Here is an 18,625-nt window from a genome sequence, read left to right on the forward strand (position 1 = left end):
GTCAGTCCCGCAGTGCCTTGCCGGTGAGGTGGAGAAAGACCGACTCCAGGTTCGGCTCGCGCACCTGCACCGACCGCACCGTCACGCCGGCCCGGCCGGTGGTGGCGAGGATCTGCGGCAGGTTGGGACCCGCCTCGGCGACGAGCAGACGCAGGCCGGCCTCCCGGACGTCCACTGCGGACACCTCGGCGAGTTCGGCCAGGGCCTGGGCGGCGGCGGCGAGGTCACCGTCGGCGAGCAGCTCCACCTCGTCCTCGCGGTCCAGCATGGTGACCAGGTCCCGCCGGGTGCCCTCGGCCCGCAGCCGGCCGGAGTCGATGATGCCGACCCGGTCGCACAGCCGCTCCGCCTCCTCCATGTAGTGGGTGGTGTAGAGCACCGCCATGCCCTGGCCGGCAAGCTGTCGCACGTTGTCGAGGATGGCGTTGCGGCTCTGCGGGTCGACCCCGACCGTCGGCTCGTCCAGCACCAGCAGCCGGGGCCGGTTCAGCAGCCCGACCCCGATGTGCAGGCGTCGGGACATGCCGCCGGAGTAGGTGCGCACCCGCTGCCCGGCGCGGTCCGACAGGCCGACCACGTCCAGCACCTCGTCGCCGCGACGGCGCAGCTCGCGGCCGGACAGCCCGTGCAGCCGGCCGAAGAAGTGCAGGTTCTCCCGGCCGGTGAGGTCCGGGTACAACGCCAGCTCCTGCGGCACGTAGCCGATCAGCCGCTTGGTCGCGGTGCGATGCACGTCGTGCGGCTGGCCGTCGATCGTCACCGATCCGGCGTCGCGGGCGAGGATCCCGACGATCATCGAGATGGCCGTGGTCTTCCCGGCGCCGTTCGGTCCCAGCAGGCCGTACGTCTCGCCCTCGGTGATCTCGATGCCGAGGTCGTCGATCGCGACCACCGTCCCGTACGCCTTGCGTAGCCCCTCGCAGCGCAGCACTACCTCTGCCATCCGGCCCACCCTCCGCCGTGCTCACCTGGGCCTCGGCCAGCTCTGCGTGGCCAGTCGGCCAGGACCCGGCGGCCGGGGTGAGACGAAGCGTAGACGTGGGACCGGCGGGTGTCAGTGGACCGAGACCCGACCACATCGGCACCACAACAAAACCGCAGCATCCCGTCACTAGCTTTGCGCTCTATCGAGCCACCGGCGTGGAAGACGACGGCGGCACGCGCAGCGGACGAACGGTTGGGGGAGCGGGTGACCAGCGTACGGATCGGAATCGTGCCGGCAGCCGGCATCGGTGCCCGCCTGGCGCCGTACCGCGCGCCGAAGGAACTCATCCAGGTCGGGTACCGGACGGTGGATGGCCGGCCGTTGCCGAAGGCAGCGGTGGAACACGTCCTGCACGCCATGAGCGACGGGGGCGTGGACCGGGCCCTGGTGGTGTTGTCGCCGGAGAAGTCGGAGGTGTTCCGCTACCTCGGCTCCGGCCGGCATCTCGGGCTCGACCTGTCCTACGTGTGCCAGGAGGAGGCGCTGGGCCTTCCGCACGCGCTGGACCTGGCGTACCCGTTCGTCGCCGGTGGGACCGTGTGCATGGGCCTGCCGGACACCATCTGCGCCCCGCAGGACTGCTTCGCCCAGCTGCTCGAGTTCCACGAGGCACGCCGGGCCGACCTCAGCCTCGGGGTCTTTCCGACCGACCAACCGCAGGCGCTCGCTCCGGTCGTCATCGAGCCCGGGTCGCAGCGGGTGCTGGCCATCGTCGACAAGCCCGAGCAACCACCGGTGTCGAACACGTGGGGGATAGCGGCGTGGTCACCGGCGTTCACCGAGCTGCTGCACGAGCACGTCGGCGACGCGCTGCGCTCGCGCGGTGGCGAACTGCTGCTCAGCGACGCCTTCGTGGCGGCCGTAACGGCGGGCCTGCGGGTGCACGCGCTGACCTTCGACTCCGGCGAGTACTACGACATCGGCACGCCGGTGGGCGTGCAGCGGGCGCGGCAGTGGCTGGAATTCCCCGCCGGGGTGCTCACCGGGCGGCGCCCGTGACCGAGGTCCTGCTCGTGCCCTTCCACCCGCCGGGGCACGCCGAGCCGATGGCGGCACTGGCCGCACAGCTGCGCGCCGACGGACACCCGGTCACGGTCTTCACCGGCTCGGCGACCGGCCGGTGGCGGCTGAACGGACCTCTGCCGCCTTCGATGCTCGCCACCGCCGACAGCGGCGCGCTGTTTCGGCACCTGTTCCTCGGCGACGTCGCGGACATGGCCCGGGACATCGCCGACCTGGCCGGCCGGTGCGGGGCGGAGGTGATCGTCGGCGACGTGTTGATGGCCGGCGCCGGTCTCGCCGCCCGGCTGACCGGCCTGCCGTGGGTGTCGGTGTGCTGTAGCCCGGTGCCGACGCTCGAGGCGTACCGCAGTTTCATCCCGGACCATGCCATCGGCGCGTTCGCTCCGCACTCCACACTGGAATCCCTGGGGCTGCCGGCCGACGACCCGACGAACCTGCTCGGGCGTAGCTCCGACTGGTTGCACCTGATTCCCAGCACGCCGTCGTTCGCCGGATACCCGGACCTGCCGGCGGCGGTGGTCCTGGCCGGTCCGCTGGTGCCGGTGCCGCTGGTGTCGGCACCGGCGGTCGTCGGGACGCCGACGGTGGCGGTCACCACCAGCACGGCCGCCCCGGCCACGCTGGCCGGCGCGGCCTTCGCCCAGGACCGGTACGTGACGGCGGCGGCTGCCGCGCTCGGCGGCCTCGACGTCCTCGGCGTGGTGACCCACCAGGTCGTCGGCCGGCCGCCGGCGAACGTCCGGTTCGTCGGCCGGATCCCCCACGACGAGCTGTTCGACCGGTCCGCCGTGGTGGTCACGCATGCCGGCTGGGGCACCGTCTCCCGCGCCCTGGTTCGTGGCCTGCCGCTGGTCCTGGTGCCGATCGCCAACGACCAGACGTACATCGCGCAGCGGTGCGCGCAACTGGGCATCGGTATCGCCCTGGCCGCCGGGGAGGCGACCGTCGACGCCCTGCGGGAGGCGATCCGGGCGGTGCTGGTGGAGCCGGGCTACCGGGCGGCTGCCGCCGAGTTCGCCACCGAGTTCCGGGTGTCGCCGCCGCTGCCCCGCATCAGTTCGATGATCACCTCGCTGCCTGCTCGGAAGGGTTGACCGTATGGCTGCCAACCGGCTGCGTCCTGCCCGGGTGCTGTTCCTCGTCGCACCCGGCGAACAGCCCATGTTCACCCGGATGAACCTTCCCCCCTTCGGCACCGGCGTGGTCACCGCCGGCCTGCGGGCGGCGGGGTTCGACGTGGACCTGCACGATCTCAACTCCGACCTGTCGCGGATGTGGCACGCCGGCGACTTCGTCAAGACCGACCTGCGTCCGTTCTACGACGAGCGGGCCGTCGTCGAGTTCGTCGGCGGCGCGCCGGACGACTTCCTGGACACCTTCGCCGGGCGGCTGCTGGCGGGCAAGGACGTCGCCGCCGCCGACGTGGTCGGCATCTCGGCCGGTGGGGATTTCTCCTTCCTGGAGATGAACTCCGCCGTCGTGCTCGGTGCGCACATCAAGCGGCACTACGGCAAGCCGGTCGTGTTGGGCGGAAACAACCTCGACTACCTGATGCAGTTCAAGGACGCCTTCCACCGGTGGTGGACGGCCTGCCTCCGGCACTTCGACGGCGCCGTCACCGGACCCGGCGAGGACGTCTTCGTCGACCTGGTCCGGGGACTGGCCGGCAGCCGGGCGCTGCTGCCGATGGCCCGCCCCGGGGTGGCGCGGATGCTCGGCGACACGGTGGTCCGAGCGCCCGACGCCGTGCACCGGATCCTGCCGCCGGACTTCGACGGCCTCGAGCTGTCCGACTACCACAACTTCGTGCTGGACCGGCCCGAGGCCAGCCCCCGCAAGCGGGCCGTCGACGAGCAGCTGAACCGGATGCAGCTGTACCGCTTCCCCTCCTACCTGAGCTGGCTGGCCAACGAGGCGAACGCGGCCAACGAGGGGCAGGGGGTGTCGGGCAAGCTGGTCGTCCCGTACGTCTTCAACTACAACTGCCCGTACTCGTGCGCGTTCTGCACCGAGAGCCTGGAGCGGACCAAGCTGGTGCACGCCACGGTCGACGAGGTCGTCGGCCACATGGCGGCCCTGAGCGAGAAGTACGACACGCCGTACTTCTTCCTGTTCAACAACTACTTCAACCTGGTCAACGGGTTCGTCGAGGAGTTCTCCAGCCGGGCGGTGCTCAACGGCGTCGAGCTCAACTGGTCGGACTGCGGCCGGTTCAACAGCCTGACCTACGAGCGGCTGGCGATGCTGGCCGACGCCGGCTGCCGGAAGCTGACGTTCGGCCTGGAGACCGCGAGCACCAAGATGCTCAAAATCATCGACAAGCGGGTGAAGCTGGCCGAGGCCGAGCGGGTGCTCCGCTGGTGCAAGGAAGTCGGTATCTGGGCCGACCTGGAGATCATCACCGGGATGCCGCACGAGGATGCGGAGAACTTCGCCGAGACCACCGACTTCCTGGAACGCAACGCCGAGTACATCAACTACTTCAACGTCAACCGGTACTTCGTGGCACCCAAGTCGCTGATGGGCGCCCGGCCGGAGGCGTACGGGATGCGGCTGCGTAAGTTCCCCGACGCGGCCCAGCGCCTGCTCGACGCCAACTACCGCTGGCTCGCCGACGACCTGGACTGGTCGTACAAGCCGCAGAACTTCCGCGTCTACGAGTTCGACGAGATCGACGGGCGCAGCGCCGAGCAGCTGGCCGACGACATCGGACCGAAGATCGCGAAGCTGAACGCCATCCAGAGCAACGACTTCATGGACGCCTGGTACGTCCTGAGCATCCGACAGAACCGCCCGAACCGGGCGCCGTCCCGGCTCACTAACGAAACCATGGCGCTGACCTGACAGCGCAGTACCGGAAGGAGCACCGTGACCACGGCCGAGAGCGTCCCGAGCAGGGCCGAGACCAACCAGATCAAGGACGTGCTGGAGCGAGCGATTACCGACGCCGAATTCGGCCGGCAGCTGCTCGACGACCCGGACACCGCGCTGGCCGGCTACGCGCTCAGCGAGGTGCAGCTCCTGCTGCTGCGCAGCCTCGACGAGGAGGACCTGGCCAAGCTCACTCCGGAGAACCTGGAGGAGTACTTCGCCGTCGACTCCGCGGTCTACACCCCCGAGGACACGCGCATGGTGCAGCAGGGCTACGAGGTGTACGACGCGGATGAACTCGACGACTAGCGAGGTCGCTTGATGAAGGCGCTCAGCATCCACCTGACCGACGTGTGCAACAGCAAGTGCACCTTCTGCATCGTCGACTCTCCGCACATGAAGCAGGACACCATCATGCGGCGGCGGGTCTCCCGGTTCCTGCGCGAGAACGCCGGTCAGGGGTACGAGGCGGTGAACCTGCACGGTGGTGAGGCCACCATCCGGCGGGACTTCCTGGAGATCCTGGACGAGATCCGCGACCTGGGATACCCGACGGTGTTCCTCCAGACCAACGCCCGCAAGCTCGCTCGGATGGAGTACGCACGCACCGTCGTGGAGAAGGGGGTCAGCCTCTTCGTCGTCTCGATGCACGGCGCCACCGCGCAGACCCAGGACCGGATCAGCCTGGCGCCGGGCTCGTTCGACCAGGCGGTCAAGGGCATCCGCAACGTCAAGGAACTGGGTGCCACGGTGCGGACCAACTCGGTGGTCTGCAAGGACAACTTCACCGAGCTGCCGGAGATCATCGACCTCTGCCTTGACCTCGGTGCCGACATGGTGAACATCTCGGCCCTGCACACCTCGGGCACGGCGCTGCGCAACTTCTGGCAGGTGACCCCGCGCTACGACGAGATCCGGCCGTACGTGCTGCAGGCGTGCGAGCGGGCCGTACGCCGCGGCGCGCGGCTGCTCATGGAGGGCTTTCCGTACTGCACGGTCCCGGGATACGAGCGGTTCCTGGTCGACTGGGAGGACAACCGGTTCAAGGTCCTGTACCGCAGCTTTGTGATGGAGGACTACGAGAACCACATGGACGACTTCGAGCGGGTCAAGGACCAGCGCTGCGGTGGCTGCGCCTTCGACCGGGTCTGCGGCGGGGTGTACAAGGAATACGCGGAGCGGATCGGCTGGGACGAGTTCCATCCGATAGCCGGCACCGCGACCGGCCAACTCGCACCGGTGCCGTGAGCCATGGTGCCCATCACGCACGCTGACGAACAGCTGTTCAGCACCGTCCTCGCGGCGGCCCGGCTCGGCCGCGCCACGTCCGTCGTCGAACGGCTCAGCGCCGACTACGAGCGCGAGTGGGAGGATCCGCTGGCCGGCTTCCCCTACGCCCTGGCGCTGGTGGCCCAGATGCAGGTCGACTGGACCAGGTCCGCCCCGGACGAGGGCCGGGCGCTGGCCACCTACAGCGAGGTCATCGAGTCCCTCGGCGACCTGCTGTACGGGGTCCCGGAGCACTGGCTGGGGCGGTACCTGCGGATCCGGATCCGGACCATGATGATGCCCCCGGAGCACGCCGACCACCCGAGGTTCGTCGCCGACGAGCGGGCCCGGGCGGCCGAGGACGCCCGGGAGCTGATCGAGCGGCAGGCCGCGACGGCGTGGCAACCCTGGTTCGCCTGCTCCTACCTGCTGGCGGCCCGGCTGGACTGGGAGTCCGACGACCGCGATCCGGACCGGGTGGCCGAGCTGATCACGACCGCCGCCGCCCACTCCGCCTCGGCGGTCCCGTTCCGCTCGCTCGGCAGCATCCTGCGCGAGCCGTTCCTCTGGTACGGCGACCAGCCGGACGTGCCGGAGGGCGGGATGGTCGACCGGTTGGCCGCGACGCTGTTCCCGGGGCAGGTCCGACCCCGGCCCGTCGCCGGCCAGGGAAGGCGGTGAGGGGATGCGCCGGACGGTGCTGTTCCTCGTCACCAGCTTCTGGGCCTACGGTGAGCTGGCGATCGCGACCGAGTTCGCCCAACGGATGGCCGGCACCGGATTCCGCCCGCTGTTCCTGGTCCCGCCCAGCCACCGCAGGCTGATCGCGAACGCCGGGCTGGACTACCAGGTGATGGTCCCGGGCGCCGGGAAGATCAACCGGATCCAGCTGCAGGACATCCAGCACGTGCACCGCCCGGCGCTGGTGGTGCTCGCCGACTTCATGAACTACGACTTCTGCGATCGGCACTACGGCCTCAGCCGCGCGGACCTGTCGATCTTCGACTGCCCGATCGGGACGTTCGACAACTTCTCCTGGGGCCGTCCCGGCGCCTGGCTGGACACCTACGGCTTCAAGGCCAAGTACGAGGCCGACATCTCTCTGGACGGGCTCGCCTTCCGGCTGCGGCCCTGCCCGCTGAACAACCCGCTCGACGAGATGTCCGGGCCGGACGTCCACGCGTACCCGCTGCTGGAGAGCACCGTGGACGTTCCGGTGGCGCAGCGCGCCGACGTGCGACGCGAGCTGGGCCTGACCCGTGACCGGCCGGTGGTGCTGGTGACCGGCGCGACCTGGCAGCGGATGCACCAGGCGTACCCGAGGGTGGTCAACTTCGTGGACGCCTCGCACCGGATGCTGGAACGGCTGCTGTCCCGGCTGCTCGAGCACGCGGACGTGCTGGCGGTCGGGCCGCAGTTGGTGTTCCACGACCGGGTCCCGGACGGCTTTTATCCGCTCGGCCCGGTGGAACCGGAACGCTTCCGCCGGCTGATCCAGGCCGTCGACCTGCACATCTCCAACAACATCGTGTCAGTGAGCCTGCACCGGCTGGCGTTGCGCGGGATCCCGTCGGTGGTGCTGATGAACTCCCTCACCCTGCGCAACGGGCGGCTGCGGTGGGAGGGGACCACCGACCGGCCGTTGACCGACTTCGCGCGGCAGGTGGTGGAGGGGGTCGACTACCTGTACCCGTGCCGGATGTTCCCGGTCGGCTGGTACCACTTCCTGCACTCGCTGCTGGCCGACAACCCGTTCACCGACGTGGTTCCCCACGTCGAGATGTTCGACGAGGAGGCTGCCCTGGCCACCGTCCTTCCGCTGCTCGGTCGAGGCCCGGAGCGCGACCGGCTGACGCAGGCGCGCGAGACGTACCTGGGGGCGCTGCGCAAGCTGCCCGACGTCGACACCGTCCTACGGCAGGTGACCGCGCTGTGAAGATCCTGTTTCTCGCGCCCAGCCGGCTGTCCCACGGAGACGCCGGCATCGCCGCGGACCTGGCCCGGCGGCTGCCCCGCAACCGATTCCAGGTGGGGTTCGTCGCCGCCGCCGAGGCGATGCCGCAGCTGCATGAGGTGGGACTGCCAACGCTGCCCCTGGGCGGGGTCACCCCGGACGAGAACCTGGCCGTCCTCGACCGGGTGGTGCGGGGCTTCCGCCCGGACTGCCTGGTCGCCGCCGACGCGTTCGCTCTGCACCAGGCCCGCGCCTGGTCCGGGCTCACGCTGTCGCTGTTGCGGGAGCGGTACGGCCTGCCGGTCGGCAGCGTCGACCGGCTCGGCTGGCAGGCCGCCGGCTACACCGTCGACTCGTACGGCGGCGGTCAGGTCCGGATACCGCCGTTGCTGGACGGCTGTGACCTGCTGATCCGGACCAGCCCGCCACATCCGCCGGAATCCTCGCCGCCCGGCGTGGCGGTGGCTGCCCTGCACCCTGGTGGCCTGCACGACAACGGACTACGTCCGGCGGTCGCCGACGCCGCACCACGCGGCGACGGCCCACCCGTGGTCTTCCTGGTCAACTCGCCGTGGGAACACCGCACCTCGCGCGGCTCGCTGCCGGCGGCGCAGCTCGTCGACGCCCTGCCGCGGATCGTGCACGGCCACCTGGCGGCACTCGACCGCCCGTTGCGGGTGATCCACGTCGGGCCGCGCCGGTGGCGGTTCCCTGTCGCCGAACAGATCGACTACCAGCATTTCGGCCGGCTTCCGTACCCGATGTTCCATGCCCGGCTGGCTGCCGCCGATCTCTTCCTGACCACCAACGTCCTGTCGGCGACGCTGGGGCGGGCGGTCCTGGCCGGGGTGCCGGCGCTGGTGCTGGAGAACGACCGGGTGCGGGAAGCGTCGGAGTTTCCCGACTGGCTGGCGACCCTCGCCCCGCTGCTGCGCACCGCGTATCCATTCCGGGTGGCACCGCTGGGCTGGTACGACCTGGTCGGGCCGCTGCTGTCGGGCAACCCGTATCGGGAGTGCTTCGCCACGGCCGGCATCTTCGAGCGTACGGAGGTGCTGCGGCACCTGACCGGGCTGCTGGACGACGACGCGGTCCGCTCGCGGCTGCGGCAGCGGCAGCACGACTATCGGGACCGGCTGGCCGAGATGGCGCCGCCGGTAGCGGCGTTCCAGGAGGCGGTGTCGCGATGACCAGTAGCGTTCTCGCGGGGCGCAGGCGAATCGACCCGGCGGCGAAGCGGCTGTTCCAGGTGAGCATGCGCAACGATTTCCTGACCCCGCGGGGCACCCCGTACAAGTGGCAGGAGTTGACCGCCAGCGTGGACCGGACGGTCATCGGTCCGGCGGCGCCCACGGTGGTCCCGGTCAGTTACGGATGGCAGTCGGTGAGCGCCCGCACCGGCATACCGGAGCAGGCCACCGACTGGCGGGAGTGGACCTTCGCCCGCGGGCAGAGCTTCCGGTCGGTGCTGCTGCACGCCGAACTCGACGGTGCCGACCCGCCGTCCGATCCCGCCGGCAGCGGTGACGATCCCCTGACCGCACCCGCCGACGGCGCGGTCTCCAGCACCCTGGACGTGAGCTACCCGGACCTTCCCCGAGCCCCCGCGGTGGACCTGCTGCTCATGGTGAGCTGGGACGTCATCACGTTCGAGATGATCGCCACCAACCTGATCAACACGGCGGAACTGCGCACCGTCGGCGGTTTCGGGGAGCTGCGCCGCATCTCCGGCACCTGGGCGGACCTCCAGTTCACCGACCCGGGCGCGGTCGCGGTGTTCCGCAACTCCCGGATGTACGGCCGGCACCTGGGCCACGGGCGCGTCGGCGATCGGGCCTCCGCCGTGTACTCGCTCCAGTGCCTGGACTGCAAGCTCGACGTGCGGTCCGGGCCGGTGACCCAGCGGGGCCGCTCGTCGTACTGGGTCACGGTGCAGGTCGACGTCGAGACCGGCGACCTGCTCCACGCGGAGATGACCGAGATGATCGTGGCGACGCTGACCGGCCCGGACGGGGAGCGGGTTCCGGTGCAGAAGCGCCGGCTGGTGCGGATGTGGGCCGGCTGCGGCGACCCGGCGGAGGAGGAGCCGGTGCCGGTCGCCGGCTCGGTCGACCCGGCGGCGCTCGCCGAGGCGGCCGGGTTGGCCGAGCGCGTCTCGCGCTACGTCCAGCGGCAGACCGCCACCCTGGGGTCCCTTCCGCAGGGCGCGGCCGATCTCGCCGTGATGGGTTTCCGCAGCATGGTGGGGGCGGATTCGGCCGACGTCTACCGGCGGGTCCGCGCGCTCCGCGGCGACCTGGTGGCCATGTCGCAGGGCGGGACCGAGGCGACGGCGTCGCTGCGGCGGGCGCTGCCAGAGCATCGCCGCTACCTGGAGGGCCTGCTCGCCTTCGGGCAGATCGCCGTCGACGAGGCGACCCGGCTCGGGGTACGGGACGAACCCGGCCGCAAGGCGCTGCACGACTACATGGAGCGCGTCCGCGGTGACCTCACGAGGCTGTTGTCGCTGTTGGAGCGGCTGGAGGTGGCGGGATCCGGGTGATCCGGCGCAAGTACCGCGGTGAGCAGGCCAGAACGTGATCACAGCCCCGAACCGTAGCGTCGCCCCACCGGGTGGCCGAGAACCTATCGAGGAAAAAGCATGAAGGCTCTGAGCGTGCACCTGACCGACATCTGCAACAGCAAGTGTTCCTTCTGCATCGTCGACTCCCCGTTCGTCAAGGACGACTCGATCTCGCGCAAGCGGGTCTCCCGGTTCCTGCGGGACAACGCGGGCAAGGGCTACGAGGCCGTCAACATCCACGGCGGAGAGGCGACCATCCGCCGCGATCTGCTGGACATCCTCGACGAGATCCGCGAGCTGGGCTACCCGACGGTGTTCCTGCAGACGAACGGCCGCAAGATGGGGCGGATGGCGTACGCCCGGGAGCTGGTGGACCGAGGCGTGAGCCTGTTCATCGTGTCGATGCACGGGGCGACCGCGCTGACCCAGGACCGGATCAGCAAGGCGCTCGGCTCCTTCGAGCAGGCGGTGCAGGGGATTCGCAACGTGAAGGAGTTGGGCGCGAAGGTGCGGACCAACTCGGTGGTCTGCAAGGACAACTTCACCGAGCTGCCGGAGATCGTGGATCTCTGCCTTGATCTCGCCGTCGATCATGTCAACCTCTCGGCCCTGCACACCGCGGGCACCGCGCTGCGCAATTTCTGGGAGGTCACGCCCCGCTACGACGACATTCAGCCGTACGTGCTGGAGGCGGTCGAGCGGGCGGTCCGTCGGGACCAGGTGGTGACCCTTGAGGGATTCCCGTACTGCGCCATTCCCGGCTACGAGAAGTACATGATCAACTGGTCGGAGAACCAGTTCAAGATGCTGTACCGGAACCTGATCTTCGAGGACTACGAGAACTTCATGGACGCCAACGCGCGGGTGAAGGACCAGCGATGCTCCGGATGCGCGCACGACGCGGCGTGCGGCGGGGTCTACAAGGAGTACGCCGAGATGATCGGCTGGGACGAGTTCCACCCGGTCGGCCCCGTCCCGACGGCGTGACCCATGGACCAGATCAGCAAGGCCGACGACGACCTGTTCGGTCTGGCGAGCACCGCGGCCAAGCTCGGCCGGGCCGGCCGGCTGCTGGACCGGCTCGCCGACGCGCACCACGCCGACCCCGCTGACCCGGTGGCCGCCAGCCGCTACGGCCTGGCGTTGATGGCCACGGTGCGCCCGGGAATCGAGGCGCACGCCCGGTTCACCACCGCCATCGAGGTCTTCGGGCAGGTGCTGGCCGGCACCCCGGAGCATTGGCTGGCCCGCTACAGCCGGGCGCGACTGCGGGCGCTGGTCCCCAGCAGCTATGGCTCCTTCACGGTGCAGGTGCCGGACGAACTCGGCAAGGCGGAGGAGGACCTCGACATTCTTCGCACCCAGCAGGCGGCGGTGCCGTTGCAGCCGTACTTCGCCAGCGCGCACGCGTTGGCGGCCGTCGTCGCCCGGCTGACCGGCGACGAGTCCGGACAGCGTCGCCGCGCGCACGTCGCCGCGCTGTCCCGCTGCCCCCGGGTCCCGGCCCGGCTGCCGGCGTTGGGCGCGATGCTCTGCGAACCACTGGTCACGCTCTACGCGGCCGGGCTCGATCCGCCGGAACGGGAGTCCGTCGGCGAGCTGATGTCGGCGCTCTACGGCGACCAACGGGCGGTGCGGGAGACCCGGCACCGGCAGCCGGTCAGGTGATCGGGATGGGTCTCCGACGCCTGCTCTTCCTCGGCCTGGGACACCTCTCCAACGGCGACCTCAGCATCGCCGCCGATTTCGCGCGGCAGCTGCCGCCCGACCGGTTCGAGGTCGGGTTCGTCACCGCCGCCGGGACCGCTGCCTACGTGCGGGGGTTCGGCCTGACCGCGTACCCCCTCGACGCGCCGACCCCGGAACGGAACCGGGAGCGTTTCGACGAGTTGGTGACCCACTTCCGGCCGGATCTGTTCGTCGCCGCCGACGCCTTCACGCTGGACTACTCCACCGGCTGGTCCGGCCTGAGCATGGGACTGCTGCGGGAGCGCTACGACGTCGCCCTGGGCAGCTTCGACCAGTACGACTACCCGGCTGCCGGCTACGTGGTCGACTTCTACACCGGCCACCGGACGCGGTTCCCCCGGGTGCTGGACACGTGCGACCTGGTGATCCGCAACAGCCCGCTGAACCGCCCGGCGTCCGGTGACGCGGGGATCGCCGTGACCCGGATGATCTGTGGCGGCACCTCGCCGTTGCCGGTCAGCCGGTCGCGCCGCACCGAGCCGCCGACGATCTTCCTGGCCAACTCCCGCTGGGAGCAGGTGAACGTCGTGCGGGCACCCGAGATGGCCGAGTTGATCCGGGCGATGCCGCGGATCATCCACAGCCATCTCGCGGCCCTGCGGCGGCCGCTGCGCGTGGTGCACGTCGGGCCGGTGCGGTGGGAGTTCCCGATCGCCGAGCAGATCGACTATCAGCATGTCGGCCGGATGACGCCGGCGGAGTTCCACGGCCAGCTGACCGGCGCCGACCTCTTCCTGACCGGCAACGCCGTGTCGGTGACGCTGACCCAGGCGGTCCTGGCCGGCGTACCGTCGCTGCTGCTGCAGAACTACAAGACGCTGGACACGGCGGGGCTGATCCGCAGCGGTTCCGCGCCGACCTGGCTGGCGGAGGCCGCGGCCGACCTCACCGTCGCCTTCCCCTACCGGGTCTACCCGTGGGGGTGGTACGAGTTCCTCGCGCCGGTGCTGTCGGACAATCCGTACGTCGACTGCTTCCTGACCGCGGGGGTCTTCGAGCGTCGCCGGGTGCTGCAGGCCTTCAACGAGCTGCTGGACGACAGCAGTGTCCGGACCCGCCTGCGGGACCGGCAGGCCGCCCTGCTGCACCAGCTCGACCGGCTCCCGAGCGCCGAGGAGGCGATCAGCGCCGCCAAGCTGCGGTAGGCGGATGGTGGGCCAGGGTCGGCTCTGCCCGCAGCACCGCGAGCTGCATCCGTTGCAGCTCCGCCGACGGTTCCAGGCCCAGCTCGGCGACAAGCCGCTGCCGGGTCCGCTCGTACGCTGCCAGCGACTCGGCGGCCCGGCCGGCCCGGTACAGGGCGAGCATCAGGATCGCGACGAGCTGCTGCCGGTACGGGTGCCGGGCGACCAGGTCACCGAGCTCGTCGATGAGCTGCCGGTCGTGGCCGAGTCGCAGCTCGGCGGCGAACCTCTCCTCGACGGCGGCCATCCGCGCCTCCTCCAGGCTGCGGCGCAGCTCTTCGTGGACCTCCTCGGAGGCGACATCGGCCAGCGCCGGTCCGCGCCACAGCCCCAACGCCTGGCGCAGCAGGTTCACCCTGTGGTGGTCGTCCGCGCTCTGTCGGGAGCGGTCCAGCAGGCCCCGGAACAGATGCGCGTCGACCTGATCCGGATCGCAGACCAACATGTAACCGGGGCCTCGGCGGACCACCACGGCCTCGGCCGGCACCGAGGTCTGCAGCTGACACCGGGAAAGCATGCCGCGAAGTCGACTGATATGAGCCTGGACGATTCGACGGGCGCTGCGGGGTGGCCCTTCCGGCCACAGAAGACTGATCAGACGGCTGACCGGGATCAGTCGATTTGGTTCCAGCAACAGGATGGCCAGCACCAACCGTTGTTTCCGGTCGCCGAGATCGATCAATTTGCCGTTTGTTCGGACCTGCACCGGGCCGAGCAGTTGAAACTCCATACGGTTCCTCCTTCCCGAGCCCGCCGGCTGATGCGACCATCTGGAGCGTGGCAGAGCCGAATGGATCCTCAATGGACTCGCAGTGGGCCCGACTGCCCTGCGGATAGCGCTGTTCGGCCGGGTACGTGCCAGCCGGGGCGACACCGAGATCCCATTGGGCCCCCACCAGCAACGCGCCGTGTTGGCGTTGCTCGCGCTGGCCAGCGGCGACCCGATTCCCATCGACGAGATCATCGACATCTTCTGGACCCAGCCGCCGCCGACCGCGGTGAACACTCTGCGTACCTATGTCAAGCGGCTGCGCGCGGTGCTCGAGCCGGGCCGGCGCTCCCGCTCCCCCAGCCGGGTGCTGCCCACCGTCGGCACCGGTTACGCACTCTGCGTCGACGTGCAGGACGTCGATGTGCTGAGGTTCCGCGTCCTCGCCGAGCAGGCCCGCGGCGCACGTGCCCGCGGCGCACACCCCGAGCTGATGCGGGTGTGCCGGGAGGCGCTCGCGCTCTATCACGCGGCACCCTGCGCCGACCTTCCCGTGCTGGCCGGTAGCCCGCGGCTGGCCGTCCTGAACAGTCAGCGCCAGGCGCTGGTCGGTTGGCTGCTCGACGCGGCGATCGCGGTCGACCGCGTACTCGAAGCGCTGCCCCTCGTGCAGGAAGCCGCAGTGGCCCAGCCGCTCGACGAACTGGCCCAGGCCCGGCTGATGTACGCCTACTGCGCGGTCGGTCGCCGCGCCGACGGTTTCGCCGTGTACGACGCCACCCGCCGCCTGCTCGCCGACGCCCTCGGCGTGGACCCGGGCGAGCAGTTGCGCGCCGCGTACGCCGACCTGCTGCGCGACGCTGTCTCACCGCAGTCTCACGCCCCAGCGGCGCAGACGAGACCGGGCGACCTTGCCGAGGCCGTCGCCGCGCTTCCCGCCGGCGGCATCGTCAACCTGGTGGGTCCGATCGGCTGCGGCAAGTCGACGCTGCTGGCCGACCTCGGGCTGCCGGTTGCCGACCTCGCAGCGGTCGAACCCGGTTGGCCGGTCGTGGTCGATCCGGGTGGGTCGGTGGTGGCCATCGATCACGCCGACGGTCCCGCTGCGGTCACCGCCGTGTGCCGTGCGTGGGAACGGTCCCCGGCCGGACGCGTCCTCGTGGTGGCCAGCCGTCGCCCGCTGCGCTGCCTGCCCACCTGGCCGGGCACGCCCACCGTCACGGTTCCCGTCACGCCCTGGTCCACCCCGCGCATCGCGGAGCTGGCCAGGGAATTCGGGGTCGCCGGACCGGCCGGGATCAACGCGGTGGTACGCCTCTCCGGCGGCATCCCGCTGATCGCTGACCGGATCTGCCGAGCGCTGCTTCGCGGCACGCCCGCCGACGTGGACGGCGCGCTGGTCGACGGTGCCGCCGCGGAGGTGCTGGACCGCGCGCGGCGGGAGAACCCCGCGCTCGGTGGCCTGCTCGCCCGGCTGGCCTTGATCGGCCAGGGCAACGAGGAGCAGTTCGACCCCGGGGGGTTCGCGATCCTGAACGCGGGCAGCCTGGTGACCGCAGGCCCGGGCGGGCTGGCGGTCATCGAGCCGTACCGCTCGATCCTGGAGGCGGCGCACCGCTGGCGGCGGCCTGCGGCACATCGCCGAATCGTCCGTGCCGCCGTGCGTCACCGCCTCGGGCTGCTGGCCGTCGCCGGTGATGACGCCACCCGCGCCGAGTTGGCCGAGCAGAGCCTGTGGCTGACCGGCAACGCGGCGATCCGCGAAGCGCTGTTTCCCGTGCGCGAACCGACCATGCGGGTACGCCGTTCCACGGCCGCCGACGCCGAGGACATCCTGCGGCTGACGCGCCGCTGGGCGGAGCGGGGCGAGCTGGACTCGCGCCGTTGCGAACGCGTCGTGGGCCGTTGGCTGGCCGCCGACCCGGAAGGCTTCCAGCTCGCCGTCGACCGTGACGGTACGACGATGGGCACGGTGGCCACGGTGGCCGTCGCCGAGCGCACCATCGACACGATGGAGCCACTGCTGCAGGCCCACAGCGACCGGCTGGCCGGCGAGGGTGGCATCTTCGTCGGCATGGCGTTCTGCGCCGACGCGGTCGGGCACGCGGCACTGCTGCGCAGCGTGCTGCGCGAGGGCATGGCCAGCGGCAAGGTGACCGTCGTGACGTTCTGGCCGGACTACCAGCGCCTCTCCCGTGCGCTCGATTTCGAGTTCCGGGGCGAGACCAGGGCGGAGGCCTTCGGTTGCGGCAGCCCGCTGGAGGTGCACACGCGCTCACTCCTACCCGCCGGGCTCCACGACTGGCTGCGGAAGTTGACCGCGCTGGGCCTCGGCCCCACCGCGCCCGACCCGGTCGCCCTGCACGTACGCCATGCGCTGAGTCAGCTGGGGTCCCCGCGCGCCCTGGCGGCCAGCCCGCTGGTCCCGCTGGTCGGCAGCGACGGCACCGACCTGCGCGAGCGGTTGCAGACGGGCATCGAGACCCTGGCGGTCAGCGACGACCCCGCCCAGGCCCGGGCGGGGGTGCTGCTGCTGACCTGCTACCTGAAGGCGAAGGGGCATGCGGCGACGGCGCGGGAACTGGGACTGAGCCGGGCGACCTACTACCGGCGGCTCAGGGCGTCGATCGCGGCGCTGGCGGACCAGCTGTAGGCGCCGCTTCACAGGATCGGGGGGATGTCGGGGCGGATGGGGGCCGGGAGCACCGTCGGGCCGTCGGCGCGCAGCGCCGTGGCGAGGGCCGCGCCGAGCTGGTCGGGTGTGTCGACCACCGTCGTGGCGCAGCCGTAGCCGCGGGCCACCGCGCTGATGTCGATGCCGGGCAGGTCCAGGCCGGGCACGCCGGGCGTCTGCTTCAGCTCGGCGAAGGCCTTGAGGATGGCGTACTGCTGGTTGACCGGAACCACGACCACCAACGGCAGGCGCAGTTGAGCGGCGGTCCACAGGGACTGCACCGAGTAGTGGAAGGACCCGTCGCCGATCACCGCGACCACCGGCCGGTGCCGACCGGTGTCCCGCTCGGCCAGCGCGACACCGACGGCCGCCGGCAGGCCGTAGCCGAGCCCGCCGCTGGCCATGGTGAAGTACGACCCGGGCCGGGTGAACCGCAGCCGACGGCGCAGCGCGGCCAGGTTCGACGGCGACTCCTGCACCAGCACTCCGTCCGCGGGCCAGTAGCGGGCCAGCGCGGCGAAGAACGCGTCGGCGCTGAGCGGGACGGAATCCTCCACCGGTGCCGGTTCGGCGCGGGCCGGCAATGGCGGTCGGCCCGCCAGTGGCACCAGTTCGACCAGCGCGGCGAGGGTGAGCCCGGCGTCACCGAGCAGGCTGTCGCCGACCGGGGCGCGAGCCGCCTCGTCGGGGTCGTCGGTGACGTGCAGCAGCCGCGCGCCGTCGGGCAGGGTGTCGCCCGGCACGTGCGGGTAGTAGCGGAAAACCGGGGCGCCGACGACCAGCACGGTGTCGTGTCCCCGCAACTGCTCGGCCAGCGGACCGATTGCGAAGGGCAGCACGCCCCGGAAGTGCGGATGGTCCTCGGGAAAGGGGGTGCGCTCGGACGCGGGTGCCGACCAGACCGGCGCGCCGAGCCGTTCGACCAGGGCGATCGCGGCCTCCCATGCGCCGGCCCGGTCCACGGCCGCGCCGAGCACCACGGCGGGCGCCCGGCTGGTCGCCAGCGCCGCGGCGAACCCGCGCAGCCGCTCCGGGTCGGGCGCGAACCGGGTGGCCACCGTACGGGCCGGTGGTGGCGGCCCGGCGGGCTGCGCCCAGTCGTCCAGCGGCAGGGAGAGGAAGACCGGCCCCGCCGGTGGCTGGACCGCGGCGGCGTATGCCCGCATCAGCGCCGCCGGGACGTCCTGCGCCCGGACCGGCTCGTGCGTCCACTTGACGTACGGCTCGGGCAGCTCGGTGGGCCGACGGGCGGTGAGCCGGGGTTCCAGCAGCAGCATTTCCCGGGTCTGCTGGCCGGCGGTGACGATCAACGGGGTGCGGTTGTGCCAGGCGGTGATGATGTTGCCCATGGCGTTGCCGGTGCCCGGCGCGGTGTGCAGATTGACGTGCGCGGGCCGCCCGGTGGCCTGCGCGTACCCGTCGGCCATACCGACCGCCGACGCCTCCTGCAGTGCGAGAACGTACTGGAAGTCATCGGGGAACGCCTGCAGAAACGGCTCCTCGGTGGAGCCCGGGTTGCCGAAGACGGTGGTCATGCCCAGGGCGCGGAGCAGGTCGTAGGTGGTGTCGCGAACGGTTGCCATCGCCCCTGAATCTAGCCCGGCGACGCGGGTTCACAGGGCCTTTCGCTTTTGTGCCGACCAG

General features: G+C 71.0%; 16 protein-coding genes. 13 read left to right on the plus strand and 3 right to left on the minus strand.

The features are described from left to right. Nucleotide 1: 1 nt before the first annotated feature. Nucleotides 2-943: an ABC transporter ATP-binding protein gene (locus tag IEY61_RS00805; protein ID WP_189040261.1), complete on the minus strand. Its 942-nt coding sequence runs from the start codon at nt 941-943 to the stop codon at nt 2-4. A 246-nt stretch (nt 944-1,189) separates the two neighbouring features. Between IEY61_RS00805 and IEY61_RS00810 the strand changes: the two genes are divergently transcribed. The 12 genes from IEY61_RS00810 (at nt 1,190) to IEY61_RS00865 (ending at nt 13,559) form a co-directional block, all read left to right on the plus strand. Continuing rightward, a complete protein-coding gene (locus IEY61_RS00810; protein WP_189040262.1) occupies nt 1,190-1,984 on the plus strand; it encodes a sugar phosphate nucleotidyltransferase in 795 nt (264 codons plus the stop codon). Next, entirely contained in the window at nt 1,981-3,102 is a 1,122-nt protein-coding gene (locus tag IEY61_RS00815) for a glycosyltransferase (RefSeq protein WP_189040263.1), read from the plus strand. Before IEY61_RS00810 ends, IEY61_RS00815 begins: the two co-directional genes overlap by 4 nt. 4 nt (nt 3,103-3,106) lie before the next feature. Next, nucleotides 3,107-4,852: a B12-binding domain-containing radical SAM protein gene (locus IEY61_RS00820; protein WP_189040264.1), complete on the plus strand. Its 1,746-nt coding sequence runs from the start codon at nt 3,107-3,109 to the stop codon at nt 4,850-4,852. 24 nt (nt 4,853-4,876) lie between these two features. Next, the gene (locus IEY61_RS00825) at nt 4,877-5,188 is read left to right on the plus strand and encodes an Os1348 family NHLP clan protein (RefSeq protein ID WP_189040265.1); all 312 of its coding nucleotides are present in this window, start codon (nt 4,877-4,879) and stop codon (nt 5,186-5,188) included. A gap of 12 nt (nt 5,189-5,200) precedes the next feature. Further along, complete coding sequence (locus tag IEY61_RS00830) at nt 5,201-6,127, plus strand: radical SAM protein (RefSeq protein ID WP_189040266.1); 927 nt, start codon at nt 5,201-5,203, stop codon at nt 6,125-6,127. A gap of 6 nt (nt 6,128-6,133) precedes the next feature. Further along, nucleotides 6,134-6,829: a hypothetical protein gene (locus IEY61_RS00835; protein WP_189040267.1), complete on the plus strand. Its 696-nt coding sequence runs from the start codon at nt 6,134-6,136 to the stop codon at nt 6,827-6,829. Nucleotides 6,830-6,833: 4 nt separating this feature from the next. Next, a complete protein-coding gene (locus IEY61_RS00840; protein ID WP_189040268.1) occupies nt 6,834-8,084 on the plus strand; it encodes a DUF6365 family protein in 1,251 nt (416 codons plus the stop codon). Further along, nucleotides 8,081-9,292, plus strand: a complete 1,212-nt coding sequence (locus tag IEY61_RS00845; protein ID WP_189040269.1) for a DUF6365 family protein — start codon at nt 8,081-8,083, stop codon at nt 9,290-9,292. The genes IEY61_RS00840 and IEY61_RS00845 overlap by 4 nt, the downstream gene beginning before the upstream one ends. Further along, entirely contained in the window at nt 9,289-10,644 is a 1,356-nt protein-coding gene (locus tag IEY61_RS00850) for a hypothetical protein (protein WP_189040270.1), read from the plus strand. Before IEY61_RS00845 ends, IEY61_RS00850 begins: the two co-directional genes overlap by 4 nt. A 99-nt stretch (nt 10,645-10,743) precedes the next feature. After that, on the plus strand, nt 10,744-11,652 hold the full coding sequence (locus IEY61_RS00855; protein WP_189040271.1) for a radical SAM protein: 909 nt from the start codon (nt 10,744-10,746) through the stop codon (nt 11,650-11,652). A 3-nt stretch (nt 11,653-11,655) separates the two neighbouring features. Further along, a complete protein-coding gene (locus IEY61_RS00860) occupies nt 11,656-12,333 on the plus strand; it encodes a tetratricopeptide repeat protein (protein ID WP_189040272.1) in 678 nt (225 codons plus the stop codon). A gap of 5 nt (nt 12,334-12,338) precedes the next feature. Continuing rightward, on the plus strand, nt 12,339-13,559 hold the full coding sequence (locus IEY61_RS00865) for a DUF6365 family protein (protein WP_189040273.1): 1,221 nt from the start codon (nt 12,339-12,341) through the stop codon (nt 13,557-13,559). Here the strand turns inward: IEY61_RS00865 and IEY61_RS00870 are convergent. Beyond that, the gene (locus tag IEY61_RS00870; RefSeq protein ID WP_189040274.1) at nt 13,537-14,328 is read right to left on the minus strand and encodes an AfsR/SARP family transcriptional regulator; all 792 of its coding nucleotides are present in this window, start codon (nt 14,326-14,328) and stop codon (nt 13,537-13,539) included. The two genes, IEY61_RS00865 and IEY61_RS00870, sit on opposite strands and share 23 nt — an antisense overlap. A gap of 82 nt (nt 14,329-14,410) precedes the next feature. Here IEY61_RS00870 and IEY61_RS00875 point away from each other — a divergent pair, with 82 nt between their 5' ends. Beyond that, on the plus strand, nt 14,411-16,960 hold the full coding sequence (locus tag IEY61_RS00875) for a BTAD domain-containing putative transcriptional regulator (protein ID WP_189040275.1): 2,550 nt from the start codon (nt 14,411-14,413) through the stop codon (nt 16,958-16,960). 8 nt (nt 16,961-16,968) lie between these two features. Here IEY61_RS00875 and mdlC read toward each other — a convergent pair whose 3' ends face one another. Beyond that, nucleotides 16,969-18,564 (minus strand): benzoylformate decarboxylase, encoded by a 1,596-nt coding sequence (gene mdlC / locus IEY61_RS00880; protein ID WP_189040276.1) that lies wholly within the window; start codon nt 18,562-18,564, stop codon nt 16,969-16,971. Nucleotides 18,565-18,625 lie beyond the last annotated feature (61 nt).

The sequence above is a fragment of the Micromonospora sonchi genome, from assembly GCF_014646235.1.
Lineage (GTDB): Bacteria > Actinomycetota > Actinomycetes > Mycobacteriales > Micromonosporaceae > Micromonospora > Micromonospora sonchi.